Annotated in this window: 17 protein-coding genes; 14 read left to right on the top strand and 3 right to left on the bottom strand. The window is 59.9% G+C overall.

The features are described 5' to 3' along the window. The first annotated feature begins 8 nt into the window (after positions 1-8). From rfbB to HYPDE_RS02320, 3 genes are all read left to right on the top strand, one after another. Positions 9-1,103, top strand: a complete 1,095-nt coding sequence (gene rfbB, locus HYPDE_RS02330; protein ID WP_015596723.1) for a dTDP-glucose 4,6-dehydratase — start codon at positions 9-11, stop codon at positions 1,101-1,103. Positions 1,104-1,108: 5 nt separating this feature from the next. After that, entirely contained in the window at positions 1,109-2,002 is an 894-nt protein-coding gene (gene rfbA / locus HYPDE_RS02325; RefSeq protein ID WP_041320755.1) for a glucose-1-phosphate thymidylyltransferase RfbA, read from the top strand. A 307-nt stretch (positions 2,003-2,309) separates the two neighbouring features. Continuing rightward, positions 2,310-4,085: an ABC transporter ATP-binding protein gene (locus HYPDE_RS02320; RefSeq protein ID WP_015596721.1), complete on the top strand. Its 1,776-nt coding sequence runs from the start codon at positions 2,310-2,312 to the stop codon at positions 4,083-4,085. On the opposite strand, the gene HYPDE_RS02315 is transcribed toward HYPDE_RS02320, so the two are convergent. Then, positions 4,082-5,284, bottom strand: coding sequence for an MFS transporter (locus HYPDE_RS02315; RefSeq protein ID WP_051111950.1), 1,203 nt, complete (start codon positions 5,282-5,284; stop codon positions 4,082-4,084). The two genes, HYPDE_RS02320 and HYPDE_RS02315, sit on opposite strands and share 4 nt — an antisense overlap. Positions 5,285-5,499: 215 nt before the next feature. Between HYPDE_RS02315 and HYPDE_RS02310 the strand changes: the two genes are divergently transcribed. From HYPDE_RS02310 to HYPDE_RS02300, 3 genes are all read left to right on the top strand, one after another. Further along, positions 5,500-5,745, top strand: coding sequence for a hypothetical protein (locus HYPDE_RS02310; protein WP_041319827.1), 246 nt, complete (start codon positions 5,500-5,502; stop codon positions 5,743-5,745). 280 nt (positions 5,746-6,025) lie between these two features. Further along, complete coding sequence (locus tag HYPDE_RS02305) at positions 6,026-7,471, top strand: HlyD family secretion protein (protein ID WP_041319825.1); 1,446 nt, start codon at positions 6,026-6,028, stop codon at positions 7,469-7,471. Positions 7,472-7,484: 13 nt separating this feature from the next. Next, positions 7,485-9,455 carry a glycosyltransferase family 2 protein gene (locus HYPDE_RS02300; RefSeq protein ID WP_015596717.1) on the top strand — a complete coding sequence of 657 codons (1,971 nt, stop codon included), beginning with the start codon at positions 7,485-7,487 and terminating at the stop codon, positions 9,453-9,455. Between the two features lie 15 nt (positions 9,456-9,470). Here HYPDE_RS02300 and HYPDE_RS02295 read toward each other — a convergent pair whose 3' ends face one another. Further along, positions 9,471-10,031, bottom strand: a complete 561-nt coding sequence (locus HYPDE_RS02295) for a histidine phosphatase family protein (protein ID WP_015596716.1) — start codon at positions 10,029-10,031, stop codon at positions 9,471-9,473. 197 nt (positions 10,032-10,228) lie between these two features. On the opposite strand from HYPDE_RS02295, the gene HYPDE_RS02290 reads away from it, so the two are divergent. From HYPDE_RS02290 to HYPDE_RS02255, 8 genes are all read left to right on the top strand, one after another. Then, on the top strand, positions 10,229-10,441 hold the full coding sequence (locus HYPDE_RS02290; RefSeq protein ID WP_051111949.1) for a CbtB domain-containing protein: 213 nt from the start codon (positions 10,229-10,231) through the stop codon (positions 10,439-10,441). Positions 10,442-10,462: 21 nt separating this feature from the next. Further along, complete coding sequence (locus tag HYPDE_RS02285) at positions 10,463-11,206, top strand: CbtA family protein (RefSeq protein ID WP_015596715.1); 744 nt, start codon at positions 10,463-10,465, stop codon at positions 11,204-11,206. A 79-nt stretch (positions 11,207-11,285) separates the two neighbouring features. Continuing rightward, on the top strand, positions 11,286-12,155 hold the full coding sequence (locus tag HYPDE_RS02280) for a DUF1289 domain-containing protein (protein ID WP_015596714.1): 870 nt from the start codon (positions 11,286-11,288) through the stop codon (positions 12,153-12,155). Between the two features lie 131 nt (positions 12,156-12,286). Beyond that, positions 12,287-12,655, top strand: coding sequence for a hypothetical protein (locus HYPDE_RS02275; RefSeq protein ID WP_015596713.1), 369 nt, complete (start codon positions 12,287-12,289; stop codon positions 12,653-12,655). 165 nt (positions 12,656-12,820) lie between these two features. Further along, a complete protein-coding gene (locus HYPDE_RS02270; protein WP_041319820.1) occupies positions 12,821-13,081 on the top strand; it encodes a hypothetical protein in 261 nt (86 codons plus the stop codon). 81 nt (positions 13,082-13,162) lie between these two features. Then, positions 13,163-14,029 (top strand): hopanoid biosynthesis-associated protein HpnK, encoded by an 867-nt coding sequence (gene hpnK, locus HYPDE_RS02265; RefSeq protein WP_015596711.1) that lies wholly within the window; start codon positions 13,163-13,165, stop codon positions 14,027-14,029. A 96-nt stretch (positions 14,030-14,125) separates the two neighbouring features. Next, positions 14,126-15,334 (top strand): bacteriohopanetetrol glucosamine biosynthesis glycosyltransferase HpnI, encoded by a 1,209-nt coding sequence (gene hpnI / locus HYPDE_RS02260; protein ID WP_041319818.1) that lies wholly within the window; start codon positions 14,126-14,128, stop codon positions 15,332-15,334. Continuing rightward, positions 15,324-16,358, top strand: coding sequence for a lysylphosphatidylglycerol synthase domain-containing protein (locus HYPDE_RS02255; RefSeq protein WP_015596709.1), 1,035 nt, complete (start codon positions 15,324-15,326; stop codon positions 16,356-16,358). Before hpnI ends, HYPDE_RS02255 begins: the two co-directional genes overlap by 11 nt. On the opposite strand, the gene dxs is transcribed toward HYPDE_RS02255, so the two are convergent. Continuing rightward, the gene (gene dxs / locus HYPDE_RS02250; RefSeq protein ID WP_015596708.1) at positions 16,355-18,298 is read right to left on the bottom strand and encodes a 1-deoxy-D-xylulose-5-phosphate synthase; all 1,944 of its coding nucleotides are present in this window, start codon (positions 18,296-18,298) and stop codon (positions 16,355-16,357) included. The two genes, HYPDE_RS02255 and dxs, sit on opposite strands and share 4 nt — an antisense overlap. Between the last annotated feature and the right edge of the window lie 27 nt (positions 18,299-18,325).

The raw sequence follows: 18,325 nt of genomic DNA, 5'->3' as shown, positions 1-18,325 counted from the left end.
ATGAGCGCATGAAAATTATTATCACCGGCGGCGCGGGCTTCATTGGCTCGGCGCTTGTTCGTCATCTTGTGCGTGATCGCAATTGGCATGTCGCGAACGTCGACAAACTCACATACGCCGCGAATGTCGAATCCCTAAAGTCCGTTTCGCGGGAGCCGAGCCATCGCTTTTTTCCTGCCGACATCTGCGATGCCGCAGCGATGGATGCGATCTTCTCCGATGTTGAACCTGACGCCGTCATCCATCTCGCAGCCGAAACTCATGTCGACCGATCCATCAACGGCTCGGCGGAATTCATCAAAACAAATGTCGTCGGCACGCATGTTCTTCTCGAAGCCGCGCGACGCTATTGGTCGAACCTCGATGATGCCGCACGCAACCGCTTCCGGTTTCTCCATGTATCGACCGACGAGGTTTTCGGCACGCTGCCTCCCGGCAACTTTTTCACCGAAAGCACGGCCTACGATCCGCGCTCTCCCTATTCGGCAAGCAAAGCCGCCTCAGACCATCTCGCGAACGCTTGGTACTCGACATACGGCTTGCCCACCATAACGACCAATTGCTCGAACAATTACGGGCCTTACCAGTTTCCAGAAAAGCTGATCCCGCTCATCATTCTCAATGCGCTCGAAGGCAAGCCTCTGCCGATCTATGGCGACGGCCGGCAGGTTCGCGACTGGCTCTACGTCGACGATCACGTGAAGGCCCTGACGCGTGTCGTCGAGCATGGCCGCGTCGGAGAAACTTATAATATCGGAGGCCGTGCCCCGATAGAAAATGTCACCGTTGTCAGACACATTTGCGAGGCGTTGGACGCTCTTTGCCCATCTCCGCGCCCGCGCCGGGACCTCATCGTTCACGTCGAGGATCGCCCTGGCCATGACCGCCGCTATGCGATCGACCCGACGAAGATAGAATCTGAGCTCGGCTGGCGCGCCGAGCAATCCTTCGCTGCCGGCATAACCACTACGGTGCAATGGTACTTGGACAACGAATGGTGGTGGCGTCCATTGCGCGACGGCGTCTATTCGGGATCGCGTCTCGGTCTTCTTACTCCGGAGGCGACGCCAACTATTACGCAACGAGCGGATAACGCCGCGTGAGTGGGATCAAAGGCATCATCCTGGCAGGCGGCAGCGGCACGCGCCTTTATCCGTTGACACTCGCGATCTCGAAGCAACTGCTTCCAGTCTACGACAAGCCGATGATTTATTACCCGCTGTCGGCGCTGATGCTGGCTGGTATTCGGGACATCCTCATCATCACAACACCCCAGGATCGGGATCAATTCAAGCGCCTGCTCGGCGATGGCTCTCAATTCGGAATTCGCTTGACCTACGCGATCCAGCCGACGCCCGCCGGACTCGCGCAGGCATTTATCATTGGCCGGGAATTCATCGGCGGTGACCGCTGTGCGCTCGTCCTGGGAGACAATATCTTCTACGGTCATGGCTTCGCCGACATGGTGCGTGCCGCCGCTGCGCGACCCTCCGGCGCAACGATATTCGTCTATCAAGTTGCCGATCCAAAACGCTACGGGGTCGTGACGTTCGACGAAACCGGACGCGTGAGATCGATCGAGGAGAAGCCGCAGCTTCCAAAATCCAATTGGGCGGTGACCGGGCTCTACTTCTACGATAACCGCGTCGTCGATCTGGCGGAGAAAGTTCAGCCCTCCGCCCGCGGAGAGCTCGAGATCACGACGCTCAACGAAATGTATATGGACCTCGACAACCTCTATGTCGTGATGATGGGCCGCGGATTCGCATGGCTCGATACGGGCACGTTCGACAGCTTACAGGATGCGAGCGAATATATGTCGACGATGGAACGCCGGCAGGGACTCAAGATATCCTGCCCCGAAGAGATCGCGCTGCGTATGGGGTTTGTTACCCCCGGCGAGATGCGGAAGTGGATCGCCAATCTCGGAAACAACAGTTATGGAAAATATGTCGAAGCCGTGATCACGGAACTCGATGCGCCGGGCCAACCCGCTTCATGAACCTTAGCGCCGCTCGCCAATCTGGATGCGGCGCCCTTGCCCAGCGGGACAACAGCTGCTTTGAACCATAAGTTGTAATAGGTTCGCGTATTGACATTTGCCGGTTGCTGGCCGCACCTGCCGTCGAACGCTGAAATTTTGATTTGGGATCAGACCCACGTGAGCCGTGAAATGACGCGCTTCGCGGAGTAAAAGGGCCAGCGGGGGCAAATAGAGGGATTGCCACAATCATTGCTCGTCTGGACTGTAAGGGACAGTGCCGGGCACCCGGAGATCTAACCGTCATCGCACGTTAAGCGAGAGATGCATGCCGTCGGAAACGCTGGACCTACTGAAACGCCTCGCTCGCGACTACGGGCGTGAATATGCGCCCCAATACGCTTTGGCGATCGTCGCCATGGTGGTCGTAGCGGGCACAACGGCGCTCAGCGCATACGTCATGAAGCACGTGGTTGACACGATCTTCGTGCATCAGAACCGCGCAGCCCTGGTCGGCATCACGCTTGGCATCGTCGCGATCTTCCTCGTTAAGGGCATAGCCGCCTACGCGTCCGAGGTGATGGTTGGCGTTATTGGCAATCGTCTTGTTGCCGAAACGCAAAGGCGGATGTTCAACCACCTGCTGAAGGTCGACGTCGCATACTTTCAGAAACATTCGTCCAGCGATCTTGTAACGCGCATCTCGAATAACGCGGCTTCGACGCGTGACGTCTTGAATATGATCTCGATGAGCTTCGGCCGAGACCTGTTCACGATCATCGGTTTGGTTGGCACGATGATCGTCCTCGATCCGATCATGACCGCGATATCGCTTATTGGCGGCCCTCTCATTGCTGTTGCGTCGCGAAAGCTCCGTCAGCGCGTTCAAAAAGCCGCCAAGAGCGAGGTGAACTCCACAGCCGGAATTATTCAAGCGACCCGCGAGCTAAGCCAGGGCACGCTGGTCGTCAAATCGTTTCAGCTTGAAAATCATATGCGAACGCGCGCGATGAATGCGATCAGCGCTGTCGAGCGACTCAACACGAAAATGCTGCGCATAAAAGCGACGGTGAACCCGATGATGGAGGCCGCAGGCGGCTTCGCCGTCGCCGGCGTCGTGTTTTACGCAGGCTGGCGCAATCTCTACTACGGGGACTCGCCGGGCCAGTTTTTCGCATTCATCACGGCGCTGTTGATGTGTGCGGATCCCGCACGGCGCGTATCGCGCGTCCACCTGCAGCTTGCTTCTGCCATAGTCGGCGTTCGCATGATGTACGATCTGCTGGATACACCCGCCAAGGAAGAAGAGCCGCCTGGGAAGCCTGATCTCCACGTCACAGGAGGCGAGATCGAATTCCACGACGTGTCCTTCTCCTATGTACGTGGCAAGCACGTCATCAACGGATTGAATTTGACGGCACCCGCTGGCAAGACGACCGCGCTCGTCGGCCTTTCCGGCGGCGGCAAGACGACGATTTTCTCGCTGCTTCAGCGGTTCCGGGAGCCCGATGCAGGCTTCATCACGATCGACGGCCAGAATATCGCATCTGCATCGCTGGTTTCAGTACGTCGGAATATCTCGACGGTCGGGCAGGATGCATTCCTGTTCGAAGGAACCATCATCGACAATATCCGTACCGGCCTCGAAGCCGCCTCCGAGCAGAAATGCATCGACGCTGCGAAGTCGGCCAATGCCGATGAGTTCATCATCAAGCTGCCGAAAAAATATGAGTCGCAGGTCGGAGAGTTGGGCACTCAGGTCTCGGGAGGGCAACGCCAGCGCATTGCCCTTGCCCGCGCATTTTTGAAGGACGCGCCGATCATCCTCCTCGACGAGCCGACATCGGCTCTCGACAGTCACACGGAGGAAATCATTCAGCGGGAGCTGAAGCAGTTGACGAAGGGAAAGACCACGCTGGTTATCGCCCATCGCCTTTCGACAATTCTTCACGCCGATCTCATCCATGTGATCGACGCGGGGCGTGTCGTCGAAAGCGGAACGCACGACGAGCTGCTTTCTCAGGGCGGCGCCTACAGCCGCCTCTTCAAACTTCAGTTCTCCAAATACGCCGAACAGAAGGATGCGCTGGCTCGCGCCGTCTAACGCGCATCGGACGCCACCGCCCGGTCGAACATCTGCAGCGATAGGGCCGCCAGCGCGAGCGCCGCGCCGAAACCGCAGACGGCGAGCCAGCCGCCGCTCTCCCACGCGACGATGCCGCCGATCGAGCCGAAAGCGCCGCCAACGAACATGGTCGTCATGAAGACGGTATTGAGCCGGCTGCGCGCTTCGGGACGTAGGGCATAGATCATATGTTGGTTTGAGATCAGCGCACCCTGGGCTCCAATATCCATGATGATCACTCCGGCCACCAGCCCGGCTAGGTGATCCCACACTCCGAAGAGCAGCCACGAAACGACGACCAGCCCCGCCCCAAAGCACAAGACAAGCTCGCTCCCGCGCCGGTCGGCAAGGCGCCCGGCAAGCGGCGCGGCAACGACTCCGACGGCGCCGACCACACCGAACAAGCCCGCAGCGTCGGCGCCGAGGTTGAAGTTCGGTTCTTCCAGATGAAGCGCGAGAATGGTCCAGAAGGCCGAGAAGGATGCAAACATCGCAGCCTGCATCAAGCTCGCGCGCCTAAGCGACGACTCGGCGACCCAGAGATGAACCAGCGACTTGAGTGCCTCCGTGTACCTAAGGCCCGAATGCGGGTAGTTCCGCGGCAAAGCGATCGCCATGGCGATCGCGCCGCCGACAGAGATTGGCAGCCCGAGTTGAAACATCTCACGCCAGCCCGCATAAGTGGCGACGACGCCTGAAAGCAACCGGCTAAGGAGGATGCCGCAAAGCAGTCCCGCCATGACCGTTCCGATCGTGCTCCCACGTTTATCGGGAGCCGCCAGAGATGCGGCGAACGGAATGATCTGTTGCGCGACCGAGGCGCAAGCCCCGACAACGAGTGACGCAGCGACCAGAGCGGCGGCATTCGGCGCAAGCGATGCGGCAAACGATGCAACTCCGAGAAGCAGAAATTGCCCGACGATCAAACGCCGGCGATCCATCAGGTCGCCGAGCGGCACAAGCAAAAAGAGCCCAAGCCCGTATCCGATCTGCGTTGCAGTCGGAATCAAGCCGACCCACCACGAACCGGCAAATTCCCGTTTGATGACGCCGAGCATCGGTTGGTTGTAGTAAATGTTCGCAACGGCAACGCCGCACGCGATCGCCATCGTCAGGATCAGCCCGAAGCTTAACGGCCGCACGCCGCTCTCCACAGACCCCACCTTTTCACTGCTCATCCGGTCCCTTCCGCGAACTTCGATATTAAAGCGGCTCCACCATGCGCTGTCGCTGACCGCATGGCGGAACTATCGTCCAGCCTGTTGCGTAACCTTTCCCATACCGTTCGAACGCCGGTTAAGCATTATTGATCATCCGAGCCATACGAACGTGCGTTGGGAATTCCGAGTCCCCGGAGCTATAATCGGCCGCTTGGCCCTTTACGGAGGATGCAATGAGAGTGCTCATGACCCTGGTCGCAAGTCTCCTCATGCCGTCGGTCGCAATGGCCGCAGATGCGACGTGCAATGCAATAGCGAAAGAAAAGAACCTTCATGGCGCAGCGCTCAATAGCTTCGTCACGAAGTGCGAGAAAGACGCAAAAGCGAAGTGCGACGCCGACGCCAAGGCAAAGAATCTACATGGCGCTGCAGAGAAAAGCTTCACGACGAAATGCGTCAAGGACGCGTCAGGCACTTGAGTGCAGAATCGGCGCGGGCCGCATCGTCAATAGGCTCCGCGCCGCCTCCGGACAGCCTCGCACACAAGGCGTCTAGCCAGCCGCGCCACGGGCAACGCACTCGTGGATTTAACAGAATCGTAAGAACCTGGAGCGCGGCGCGCGCGTCTCTAATCTGGTCATCGGTAACGACAAATTAAATAAAATTCTCAGCGTTTATTTATACAGCCCGCGTACAAAATGAAGCTTGCGAATTCGATCTCTCTGCCTCGCTCAGGTCAGCCCGCAAGGTTCATTTCCAATGAAATACTCTGTTCAGCGTTCGCCACGATTGCGCCAGCCGTCACGGACCGAGGCGACGGACATTCCGCACATCGACGAGCCTGCGGCACCCACCTTCAATGCCAATATGCAGCTCTCTTATCTCGAGTCTGTCGTCAAAGAATGGAAGACGCAGCGCACGGCGGACAAAGAGCAAGATGAACGCGCGACACCCAATGCGCCTAAAAATAATGTCGCCCCTAAACCCTCATGGATAGCGCCGGCCGCAAACCTCCGGCTCTCCACGATTGTAAAGTCTGCATTGGCCATTGCCGTCGCATTGTTACTGGGCTGGACCCCGGCCCAGCGACTGCTCGCAACAACGAGTGCCGAAGCCGTCGTCAATGCCCGTGTGATCACGCTGCGCGCACCGATCGAAGGTGACGTCACGATGGCCGCAGCCGCAACCGACATCGGCAGCACCTTCCGAAGCAACGAGGAAATCCTGACGATCCGGAACCCGCGCGCCGACTATTCGCACCTCGATAGCCTGCGGCGCGAACGCGACCAGCTCGGCACCACGATTGCCGCGCTCGACGCGAAAAGTCGGCTCCTGACCGCAAATCTCACCGAGCTCACCGATCAGCAAGAGAACTTTCGCGTCGGCCGCATCGCACAGCTTGAACAGCGTGTCCGGGAAATCGATGCCGACATCGCGGCCAACGAAGCACAACATGACATGGCTGTGGTTGCGCTGACGCGTGCCAATGCGTTGAGAAAAACGGATGCCGTGAGTCAGGCGTTCCTCGACAAGGCGCTCCAGGATGAGCGCGTCTCCAAAAACACGATCCAGAGCCTCGTCGAACGGCGCAAAGGAACGATGGTCGAACTCGATGCTGCGAAAAAGGGCATCTTCATTGGCGACAGCTATAACGACACCCCGCAATCCGCGCAGCGAAAAATGGAAGTCGCATTGGAATTGGCCGACGTTCGCGCCCGTCTCCAAGGCAGCAAGACAGAATTGCCAGTGCTTTTGGCGCGCATCGATGCGGAAACGCGCCGCAACGAAGAACTGTCCTCGGCCGTCATCCGATCGACGGTCAACGGCCGCGTCTGGGAAATACTCACCGCACCCGGCGAGCACGTCAACGCCGGACAGGATCTCATGCGCCTGCTCGACTGCGGCAGCGCCATGGTAACCGCAAGCGTCAGCGAGACGGCGTATCAGAAGCTGAGAATTGGGCAGAGCGCAACGTTCCGACCGCGCGACGGCGGCAAGGAACTGCGCGGTCGCATCGTCGGCTTGAACGGACTCGCGGCGGTGTCGTCGAACAGCGCGATTCAACAGAGCGTGCTCTCGCGAGAGCCCTATCACGTCACTCTGGATTTTCCGGGCCTCTCCGAAGGCGCCGACTGTCAGATCGGCCGTTCGGGCCTGGTCCAGTTCGACACATCTTCTTTGGCCGCATCGGCGGTAGCAAAGTAAACGGGCAGTCGCCATGACGTCGACGGCAGGCATGAGCTATTGGGATGCGCTTGTTCCGGCGTTCGTCATTCTGCTGATTGCCCTGGCAGTCCTGCCGTGGGTCAATCGCAACAACACGATCGTTCGCGCGGCCGCTATCGTGCTTTGTCTTGTTCTCGGCTGGCGCTACATGCTGTGGCGGATCTTCGAGACCATTCCGTCCTCCAGCAATCCGATCGATTTCTTCACGGGCCTGATTTTCGTCGCCATTGAAGCAATTGCGATGATCGGTTCTACGGCGTCACAGATATTCCTGACGCGCACCCGAAACCGGACGGCCGAAGCTGATCGTAATGTGCCGCTCCTGCTCGCTGAGCCGCAGTTGCCGAAGGTCGACGTTCTGATCTGCACGTATAACGAGGATGAGGATATTCTCGAGCGGACAATCATCGGCACGCTCGGCCTCAACTATCCGAATTTTCGCGCATGGGTTTGCGACGACGGTCGCCGCCCCTGGCTCAAGGATCTCTGCGAGCGCCGTGGCGTCGGTTACCTCACGCGCGCTGACAATGCCCATGCGAAAGCCGGCAACATCAACGCCGCCCTCAAGAAACTTGCGGCACTCGATGAGAAGCCCGACTTCATCTCGATCCTGGATGCCGACTTCGTCCCATTACCCAACTTTCTGACACGCGCCGTTTCGCTGGCTCTCGACACCAACGTCGGCGTCGTCCAGACGCCGCAGCACTTCTTCAATCCCGACCCGATCCAGAGCAATCTCGCACTGACAAAGGTCTGGCCCGACGAGCAGCGGTTCTTCTTCGACATCGTCATGGCCTCGAAGGATGCATGGAACGCTGCGTTCTGTTGCGGAACGTCTTCCGTCATTCGCTTCGATGCCCTGCAGAGTATCGGCGGCTTCCCGACCGACTCGGTCACCGAGGATTACCTTGTATCGCTTCGGCTCAGGGAAAAAGGCTTCAAAACCGTATACCTGAACGAGATCCTGTCCCTCGGACTCGCCCCGGAAGGTCTCGCCGAATATACCGGCCAGCGCAGCCGCTGGTGTCTGGGCTTCGTGCAGATTTGCAGAGGCCGAAGCGGCCCGCTGCGATGGGGCAATGGACTTCCCTTCGTCGACCGCGTGATGCTTTGCGAAACATTTCTGCACTGGACTGCGACGCATCTGTTCCGCGTCCTCGGGATCATCGTGCCCGCGCTTTATCTGATTTTCGACGTACAGGCTGTCCATGCCAACGTCATCGACGCTATCTGGCATCTGGCCCCCTTCGTCGTCGTGCAGTCCGCCATCTACGTATGGCTGACGGAAGGGCGTGTCCTGCCGCTGATGACGGACCTCTATCAGATGCTCTGCGCAACCGAGGTCCTGAAGTCTGCGTGGTCCGGATTGATGCGGCCTAAGGGCCAGAAATTCAAGGTAACTGCGAAGGGCGGAGATCGCAGCAAGCAGTTCATCCAGTGGCCACTGCTGCGAATCTTCGGAACGCTGCTGTTTCTGACGACATTTGGAATAGCAAACGCTTTCCTTGTCGATCAAAGCCGCCCCCTCGCCGAGTCGAGTGCGATCGCACTCTTCTGGAGCTGGTACAATATCATCCTTCTGACGCTCTGTTGCTACGTGTGCTCCGAGCAGCAGCAGCGGCGCAAGGGAGACCGCTTCGATGTACGCGTTCCCGTGAAGCTCGGCTTCAATGGCGAGTTGCGCGACTATTTCGCGTCCGACATTTCTATCAGCGGCATGCACCTCATCGGCGAGTTGCCGGTCCCGATAGGTGCGCCGGTACGGATCAGATTTTCCGATATCTGTCTTGAAGCGCACGTTCGGCGAAGAACGGAAAGCGGCTTCGGCCTGCAATTTGAGACAACGGACAAAGCCAAGACGAGCGTCTTGCGGTATATTTTCTCGGGCCCCCGCGCGGTCTCGAATGAAAAGATCAAGCCGCATCTTCTGGCTCGCGCCGTTGCCGCACGCGTATTCCGGTAGGCAGCGGCGCAGCCCTCACCCACCGATAGATTTCAGCGTCCAGCGGCTGCCATTCGATGCAAGTTCGACGATGTTCAATGGCGCGATATCGATACGCCAGAACGAAGCCGGCTTGGCCTCGATGGCGACGACGATCGCCGCGCGGATCACGGCGGGATGCGTAACGGCGGCGCTCCGCCCCTGCCGCTGCCCCACCGTCTTCAGCCAATTCGCGACCCGTGCAAGAAGGGCCTCGACCGATTCTCCGCCGTGCGGGCTCGCCGCCGTGTCGGAAAGCCACCGCACCATTTCATGCGGCTCCGATGCTTCGACGTCGGCGAAGGTCCGCCCGGCCCATCGTCCGAGATCCATGTCGCGCAGCAACGGTTCGACCTTAGCATCGATATTGAGCGCCGCCGCCGTTTCGAGCGCTCTCAGCGCGGGGCTCGTCCACGCGGCACCGAACTGCGGCAGAGCGCCGGAAAGCGCCGAAGCCTCGCGCCGAGCCTTCTCATCGATACCCTCGTCCAAGGGAAACGCTGCGGCCCGAACGGCGACTGTCGGAGCGTGCGAAACGAGCGTTAGTCGTGATATCATGGCACTTGCTTCACATTGACAAATTCGCCGACCAACCTATGGTGGTTGTTTGCACGTCACGAAAGGAAGCCGGTGAAATTCCGGAACGGTCGCGCCACTGTGATCGGCGGACGCCATGGGCTCCGGCCGAAAGTCAGACCCTCTTGTGATTGGCCGCAAAGCTTGAACGGGACGCGCAATCCCAAGGAGGCCTGTAAATGACGTCACACTCTGCAATCATCCACGATACCGTGGCAACCCCCATTCCGATGCGCGAGATCCTCCCGTGGGCGATCTTCGGCGGACTGCTGTTCCTTCTAGCGATGTATTTCATCGGCGTCGAAGAGGGAGCGATGGCGATCTTCAACGGCATGTACGTGCACGAATTCGTTCACGACGGACGCCACCTTCTCGGCTTCCCCTGCCACTGATCGCTCGCGGAGATAAAAATCATGGGACAGTTGTTGCTGCGCGGCATGCTCGCGGGGTTTCTTGCTGCTTTGTTGGCATTCAGTTTCGCGAAGATTGTCGGCGAGCCGCAGGTCGATCGCGCCATCGCGTTTGAGGAACAGCATTCGGCGGCGGGACACAAACATTCGCATGCCGCCAATGCGGCGAGCGAAGCCGAAGAACCTGAACTTGTCAGCCGCGAGGTACAGGCCGGAGTCGGCTTGCTGACGGGCGTCGCCGTGTTCGGCACCGCGCTCGGAGGGCTTTTTGCACTCGCCTTCGCCTTCGCCAGCGGTCGGCTGCTGAAGTTTCCGCCGCGCACGTCCGCCATCGTGATAGCGGCCGTGGGATTTCTCACGCTCTACATCGTGCCTCATCTTAAGTATCCGGCTAATCCACCCGCCGTCGGTGCCGAAGATACGATCGGCTATCGCACGCAACTTTACTTTACGATGTTGGTCTTCTCGGCGGCGGCACTGGCGATCGCAGTGACGCTCGGGCGCGCGCTGTCCGCCAGCATCGGCTCATGGAATGCGACCGTTGCCGGCGCGCTGGCCTACATCGTTCTTGTCGCGATCGCCGCGTATGCGCTCCCGCCCATCAACGAAGTCTCGGCCGATTTCCCGGCCGATCTCCTGTGGAAATTCCGCGTAGCCTCGTTTGGGATGCAGGGAATCCTTTGGGCGACGATCGGGCTGGCGCTCGGCGCGTTGGTCGAACGCAGCCAAACCAGAATGGTACACTAATCAACGTCGCATCCGGGCCGCCGCGAGGTGGCCCGAAACGTCTGCGGCCATCATCATCCGCGCTTGTTAAGGCAGTCAATTGACACGGCACTCGCCTTGCGTAGGCATCTGCAAGCTCGATCCGGCAACCGGCTTTTGCCTCGGTTGCGCCCGCACCGGCGGTGAGATTGCCGACTGGATGGTGATGGACGAAGACCGGCGCAGTCAGGTTTGGCTGAGCCTGCCCGAGCGCCATTCCAAACTTGCGATACGGGTGCGCCTCCTGCCTTGGACACCAAACGAGGTTGCAGGCTGGGCGTGGGAGACGATTTCAGACCGGCGCGGCACGTGGGTGACCGGAGCGCCCGGCGCCATCGCCGAATTTCCTTGCACGCCCAAGCGCCGGATCGATGTCGACGTAGGCGAAGCATCCATTATCGCGCACACCGATGACGCGGCGTTCCGGCTGCGCGTCAGTGACAAAATCCGCGCCTTCGCATTTGGGGACGGTGGCCCCATTGTTCTTGGCTTGCCGCGAAGCCGCGCAGGCATCCCTTCACACGAAGCCGTTCAAACGCTTGGCACCGATGCCGATGCGATCGATGAAACGCATCGCAACGATAAGCTTTTCGACTTCGGCGTCGGCCGCAAAAGCAGCCGCTTCTGCGTGCGGACCGCCGACGATGCACTCACCCAATGCCTATCCAGTCAAGAGGGCCGGCATTGGTCCGAGGTCATGCCTGCGATCGCCACAGACCTCATCGCCGCGAGCCCGCATCGCGTCGTTGAATCGGCCGCGGCGCGCATCGAAGTTTTCGCGCCAATCCTGGCGCCCGGCACGACATCGGGAGCGCATGCACTCTTTCGTCCCGATCACTTGCAATCGGGCGAAGAGATACCGGCCAGCCTGACTCTCCCCGTTTTCGCGATGCCCGTTGCCATTTTTTATCCGGCGACGGCATCAGTCTAGGGCGCGCGAAAGGCCGATTTATCCATTTTGTCCCCAGCCCTTCGGAACTTACGAGCGTTCATTGTTGAGGCTATTGCGCCGCCGTAGTACTCACTTCGCGGGGTCTCATTCCGAACAAAAGAGAGGATCGCATGCGTAACGCCGGTCTTGGAACTCTGCTTGTTGCAGCTTTCTGCTTGGCCTCATCCGGAGCCGGGGCACAGGATCAGCCGCCGCTACAGTCCTCCTTTACGGCGCTGCTATCCAAAGACTACGAGGTCAAGAGCGTTACGCTCGTGCCGCTTGAGGTTGCAAAGCGAGCGACTGAATCGGTGAAAACGGACACGGTCGTCGTAACATTGCAGAGCAAGCAATCTGTCGCCGTTTGCTACATCGCGTTCGCCAACTGGGCGTTCATGAACAAGACCTCGCTCGACACGCCGACGCTCTGCGAAGTGCGCGAAGGATCGGCGCCTGAAACGCAGAGCACGCCCAATCCACCGCCAGGAACGACCCCATAAATTTGGTAAACACCGGCCAAACCGGGTGCCGCCGTCGGCAAACCGCTCCGGCGGCCGATTTTCGGAGAATCTGCCACAGTTTTACCGCCACGCACGGATCAACTGAGCATCTTACAAACGCGAAGGAGCATCTCGGCTTCGCGCGTCGACATTGTGGGACCTCTGATGAAAGCGCCAGGTTGGATTCTCGCTGCTGGATTCGTGATCACAGGTTTTGCTGCAACTTCCAGTCTGAGCTATGCCCATAGCGGAACGGCCGAAGAACAGGCCGCCTGCACCCCTGACGTCTTGAGCCTTTGCTTCTTTGAAATTCCAAACGAAGATCGAATCGTCGCTTGCCTCAACCGCAAGCGCGATCGGCTGAGCCCCGCTTGCCGCGACGTCATCGACCCGCCGCCCAAGTCGAAAGAGCGCGCCAAGCACTGAAAGGGCCGAGTTGGCATAGCTGCGGCCACAGTCGTAAAACGCTTCTCAAGTCCATTGAGATAACGGCTTCGAGGAGCGGCTTTGAAGAAACTCATCGTAACTGCCGATGACTTCGGCCTCTCGCTGCCCGTGAACGAAGCGGTCGAGTTGGCACATCAGCACGGTATTTTGACAGCCGCGAGCCTGATGGTGGGAGCGCCAGCCCGCGACGACGCGATCGAGCGGGCGCGGAAACTCCCGCACCTCGGCGTCGGATTGCACCTGACGCTCGTCGACGGCTGTCCAGTCCTTCCACCGACCGAAGTTCCCGGCCTCGTCGGACGCGATGGCCGCTTTTCAACGGACCCCGTCAAATTCGGAACGGCGCTGTTTTTCTCCAAAGATCTCCGGCGCCAGGCGGAAGCAGAGATAACCGCGCAGTTCGAAGCCTTTCGTAAGACCGGCCTAGTCATGGACCACATCAATGGCCATCAGCATTTTCATATGCACCCAGCAATCTCGAAGATCATCGCCAAGCTCGCTAAGGACTTTGCAAATCCGCCTGTACGCATTCCGGTCGAACCGCTGATTCCATCGTACACTGCTACGTCCGATCGGTTTCGCGACCGCTTCTCGGGATGGATCTTCTTCTACGCACAATCGCGTCTCCTGCGGCATCGCGTTCGTGCGGCAGGACTTGGCGTCAACGATCGCGTGTTCGGCCTGAACGACAGCGGCGCGATGACGGAAACGCGCGTTTTGCAGTTTCTCGAGAAACTCCCTAACGGAACGACCGAATTCTATTTTCATCCCGCGACGAGGCGATGGCCGGGCGTCGACAACCTGCCCGATCACTACCGCCCGATGGATGAGTTCGCCGCACTAACGAGCCTCAACGTCAAAGCCAAGACCAAGGCGCTTGATGTGACGCTCGCGCCGTTCCGTGAGGCCGTTCGCCGCCCTGAGTGACTGCACTTCGAAGCGCTCGAAATGGCACCCCCGCCGTGCTATGCCGCTTCCCGCCGGACGGCATGTCGCGGCGTAAGAATCAGATCGAAAGCCGTTATGCCGTTCTTCGTCATTTCCTTTTGGCAGTTCGCAGGCGTGGCCCTTGGCCTCGCCGGACTCGCCTATCTCGCCCTTGCCGTGCGCGCCGTGTCGCGTTTCCGGGAGCGTGCCGTTTTCGGAGCCGAACCGCGCCAAGGCGTTTCCGTGCTGAAGCCCGTCTACGGAACGAATCCATACCTTTACGAAAGCCTGCGCTCCTTCTGCCTGCAGAATTATCCGAGATACGAGGTCATTTTCGGCGCCCACACGCCCGGCGACCCGGCCGTCGCCGTCGTCAATCGGTTGATCGCCGAGAACCCGAACCTTGATCTGCGGCTTGTCGTCGATGAAACGCTTGCAGGACCAAATCGGAAAGCCGCAAACCTCGCAAACATCGCAAGGACCGCGAAATACGATATTTTCGTGCTTGCCGACAGCGACGTCCGCGTCGATCCGGACTGCGTTGCTTCAATGGCCGCACCTTTCGACGATCCGGACGTTGGAGCCGTCGCATCGATCTACAAGGGCTGTCCTGCCAACAATGCGCCATCCCGTTTCGGCGCACTCTACCTCAACGATTGGTTTGTCCCGTCGGTCGTGGTCGATGTCGACCTGCGCGGCATCGATTTCGTCTTCGGGGCTATGAGCGCCGTCCGCCGCGAAGCACTCGATGCCATCGGCGGATTCGAAATGCTGGCTGGCTGCCTAGCAGAAGATTTTTCGATGGGCCGCTTCGTCGCGCGGCGCGGCTGGCGCGTAATTCTATCACCCTATGCGTGCGACACGGTCGTCGCGGAATCGAGCTTTGCCGAAATGTTCCTGCATGAAGTGCGCTGGCATCGCTCCGAGCGCGCCTGCCGTCCGTTCGATCAGTTTATGGCCCTCGTTACCTGGCCGCTCGCACTGCTGCTCCTCTTGCTCCTGCCACAACCGAGCATCGCCGGGCTATCCATCATCGGCGCGCATATCACGCTGCGAATCATTCTCCATTTTCTCGTCCGCCGACACTTCCATATAGCGACACCGTCAGAGCCGTGGCTCGTACCATTGCGGGAATGCGTGTGCTTTTTTGCCTGGGTCGCCGGCATGTTCGGCAACGATATCAAATGGGGCAAGGAAACCTTCAGCATCAGGGCCTACCGCAAGCTAATGGCGGCCGAAAACGCGTCGCACGCTGATGCTACCTCCATCTCCCAAAATCCGAAAGCGTCGCGCAATGCCGGATGACACCCCGCAATCTCGCGCTTTGCCGTCGGGCCGCGTGAAAACAGGCATCGCGCTCTGCGCACTCGCCGGCATCGCACTCGCGATGGCGCTCGTCGTCTATTTCGGAACGGCTCAAGTCGGGGAGGCTTTTCTCGCGGCCGGATGGCAGGGGCTCGCGGCAATGGCCGCACTCTATCTCGCCTCCGTGACGCTCTGCGCCTTTGCTTGGCAGATCCTCGCGACAACGCCGCCGAGAAATGCGGTCGCCGTCTTTCATTGGGCGCGACTGCTGCGTGACAGCGTTGCGAACATCTTGGCGATCATTCCCGGCGCGGGCGAGGCCATTGCCGCGCGAGAGCTGACGGCGTTCGGACTAAAATCCGGAGCGGCCATCGCAACGACCGTCGTCGATCTGACGATGGAAATCATCAGCCAGCTCTTTTACACGTTACTCGGGCTCGGAATTCTGGCCTGGGAACGCCCCGGCGAGCCCCTTGCGGGGTGGGCACTCGCCGGACTCGCGATAACGGCCATCGCCATGGCGGGTTTCGTCATCGCCCAGCGCAGCGGCCTATTCCAGTTTCTGCAGTCGCTGCCCGACAAGCTCGGGCTGACGGCCCCCTGGAGCGCCGACGATCAATCGCAGAATATTCACGCCGGCATCGAAGACATTTACCGGGAACCGCGCCGCCCGATCATTTCGACGGCACTGCATCTCGCGGCCTGGATCGTCGGAGCGGCAGAAGCGTGGCTTGCCCTGATGTTCATGGGCTACCCGCTCGGCTTCGCCGAAATTCTCGTGATCGAGAGCCTCGTCTTTGCGCTCCGCACGATTGCGTTCATCGTCCCGTGGGCCGCAGGCGTACAAGAGGGCGGCTACGTAGCCGTCGGCGCAATATTCGGCCTGACACCCGACGTCGCTCTCGGACTGTCGCTGCTCAAGCGCGCGCGCGAGCTGTTGACGGGCGTACCGGTTCTTCTCTTCTGGCAGGCGATCGAAGCGCGGCGTTTGCTACGATTGCCACGCAACGTCGAAGGCCGCTAACCGCGGACTCGATGCTCACGCGTGCTTGCCGCTTTGTCGAGTTGCAGCGCATCGCGAACGGTTTCGACAATGCCGCCAGCCGATAGCCCTGCCTTCTGATACATCGCCTCGGGCTTGTCCTGATCGACGAAGCAATCCGGCATGACCTTCGCGCGCACCTTAAGACCGTGTTCGAGCAGACCGTTGTCGGCCAGATACTGCAGCACATGACTGCCGAACCCGCCGACCGACCCTTCCTCAATGGTGACGAGAACCTCGTGATTTTGCGCCAATTGCCGGATGAGGTCCGTATCGAGCGGCTTCATGAAGCGGGCATCGGCGACGGTCGTCGAGAGACCGAGTGCGGCGAGTTGATCGGCCGCCTTCATGGCTTCGCCGAGTCGTGTACCGATCGAAAGCAGCGCAACGGTCGAACCCTCGCGTAGGATGCGGCCCTTGCCGATCGGAAGAACTTCGCCGACCTCAGGCATCGCGACGCCGGTGCCCTCCCCGCGCGGATACCGGAACGCCGACGGACGATCATCTATTGAAACGGCCGTCGCCACCATGTGCTTCAGCTCGGCTTCATCCGCCGCCGCCATGATAACGAAGTTCGGCAGGCAACCGAGGTAAGCGAGATCGAACGAGCCGGCATGCGTCGCGCCATCGGCCCCGACGAATCCGGCGCGGTCGATTGCGAACCGTACCGGCAGGCTCTGAATCGCCACGTCGTGCACGACCTGATCGTAGCCGCGCTGCAGGAACGTCGAATAGATCGCAGCAAAGGGCTTCATGCCTTCCGTCGCCAACCCGGCGGCAAAGGTCACGGCGTGCTGCTCGGCGATCCCCACGTCGAACGTACGATCGGGAAATTCGCGGCCGAAGACGTCAAGCCCGGTGCCGTCCGGCATCGCCGCCGTGATCGCGACGATCTTCGGATCCTTTTTGGCTTCCTGAATGAGGCTGTCCGCAAAAACCCGCGTATAGGATGGCGCTGCCGCTTGCGGCTTCACCTGCACACCCGTGACCACATTGAATTTCGCGACGCCGTGATATTTGTCGGGCGAGGCTTCGGCGGGCGCGTACCCTTTGCCCTTCTTCGTCATGACGTGAACGAGGATCGGCCCGTGCTTGGCGTCCCGGACGTTCTTCAGCACAGGCAGCAACTGGCCCAGGTCGTGTCCGTCGATCGGACCGACATAGTAGAACCCCAGCTCTTCGAACCACGCCCCGCCCTGCCACAAATTGCGCGTATATTCTTCCATACGCGCTGCGCGACGTTCCCAGCTCTTCGGCAGGCGCTGCGCAAGCTGCTTGGCGATGTCGCGAACTTTGAAATAGGACGCACTCGATGTCGTGCGCGCCAGATAGGATGAGAGCGCGCCGGTCGGCGGTGCGATCGACATGTCGTTGTCGTTGAGAACGACAATCAGCCGTTCGTTGCGTGCGCCCGCGTTGTTCAGGGCTTCATACGCCATGCCGGCGCTCATTGCGCCGTCACCGATGACACAGACGACGTTGTTGTCGCCGCCGCTCATGTCGCGCGCGACGGCCATGCCGAGACCGGCAGAAATCGACGTCGAGGAATGCGCTGCGCCGAACGGATCGTATTCACTCTCCGTGCGCTTCGTGAAACCGGAGAGGCCGTTTGCTTGCCGCAGCGTTCGGATACGATCGCGACGGGCGGTCAGAATTTTATGAGGATACGTCTGATGGCTGACGTCCCAGATAAGCCTGTCGCGCGGTGTGTCGAAAAGATAATGCAGAGCCACCGTCAATTCGACGACTCCAAGACCGGCACCGAGATGTCCGCCAGTCACCGACACCGCATCGATTGTCTCAGTACGGAGCTCCGCAGCGAGTTGCGGCAAATCGGATTCCGTCAACTTCCGGAGATCGTCCGGAGTATTGACCCTGTCGAGAAGGGGCGTTTTGGATGACCGATTTACGACCGCATCCATACCGACATCCCCCCAAATGCTTTAGAG

It is taken from the genome of Hyphomicrobium denitrificans 1NES1 (genome assembly GCF_000230975.2).
GTDB classification, from domain to species: Bacteria; Pseudomonadota; Alphaproteobacteria; order Rhizobiales; family Hyphomicrobiaceae; genus Hyphomicrobium_B; species Hyphomicrobium_B denitrificans_A.
Note: the sequence above shows the minus strand (reverse complement) of the source record. Positions and strands in the feature narration are given on the sequence as shown.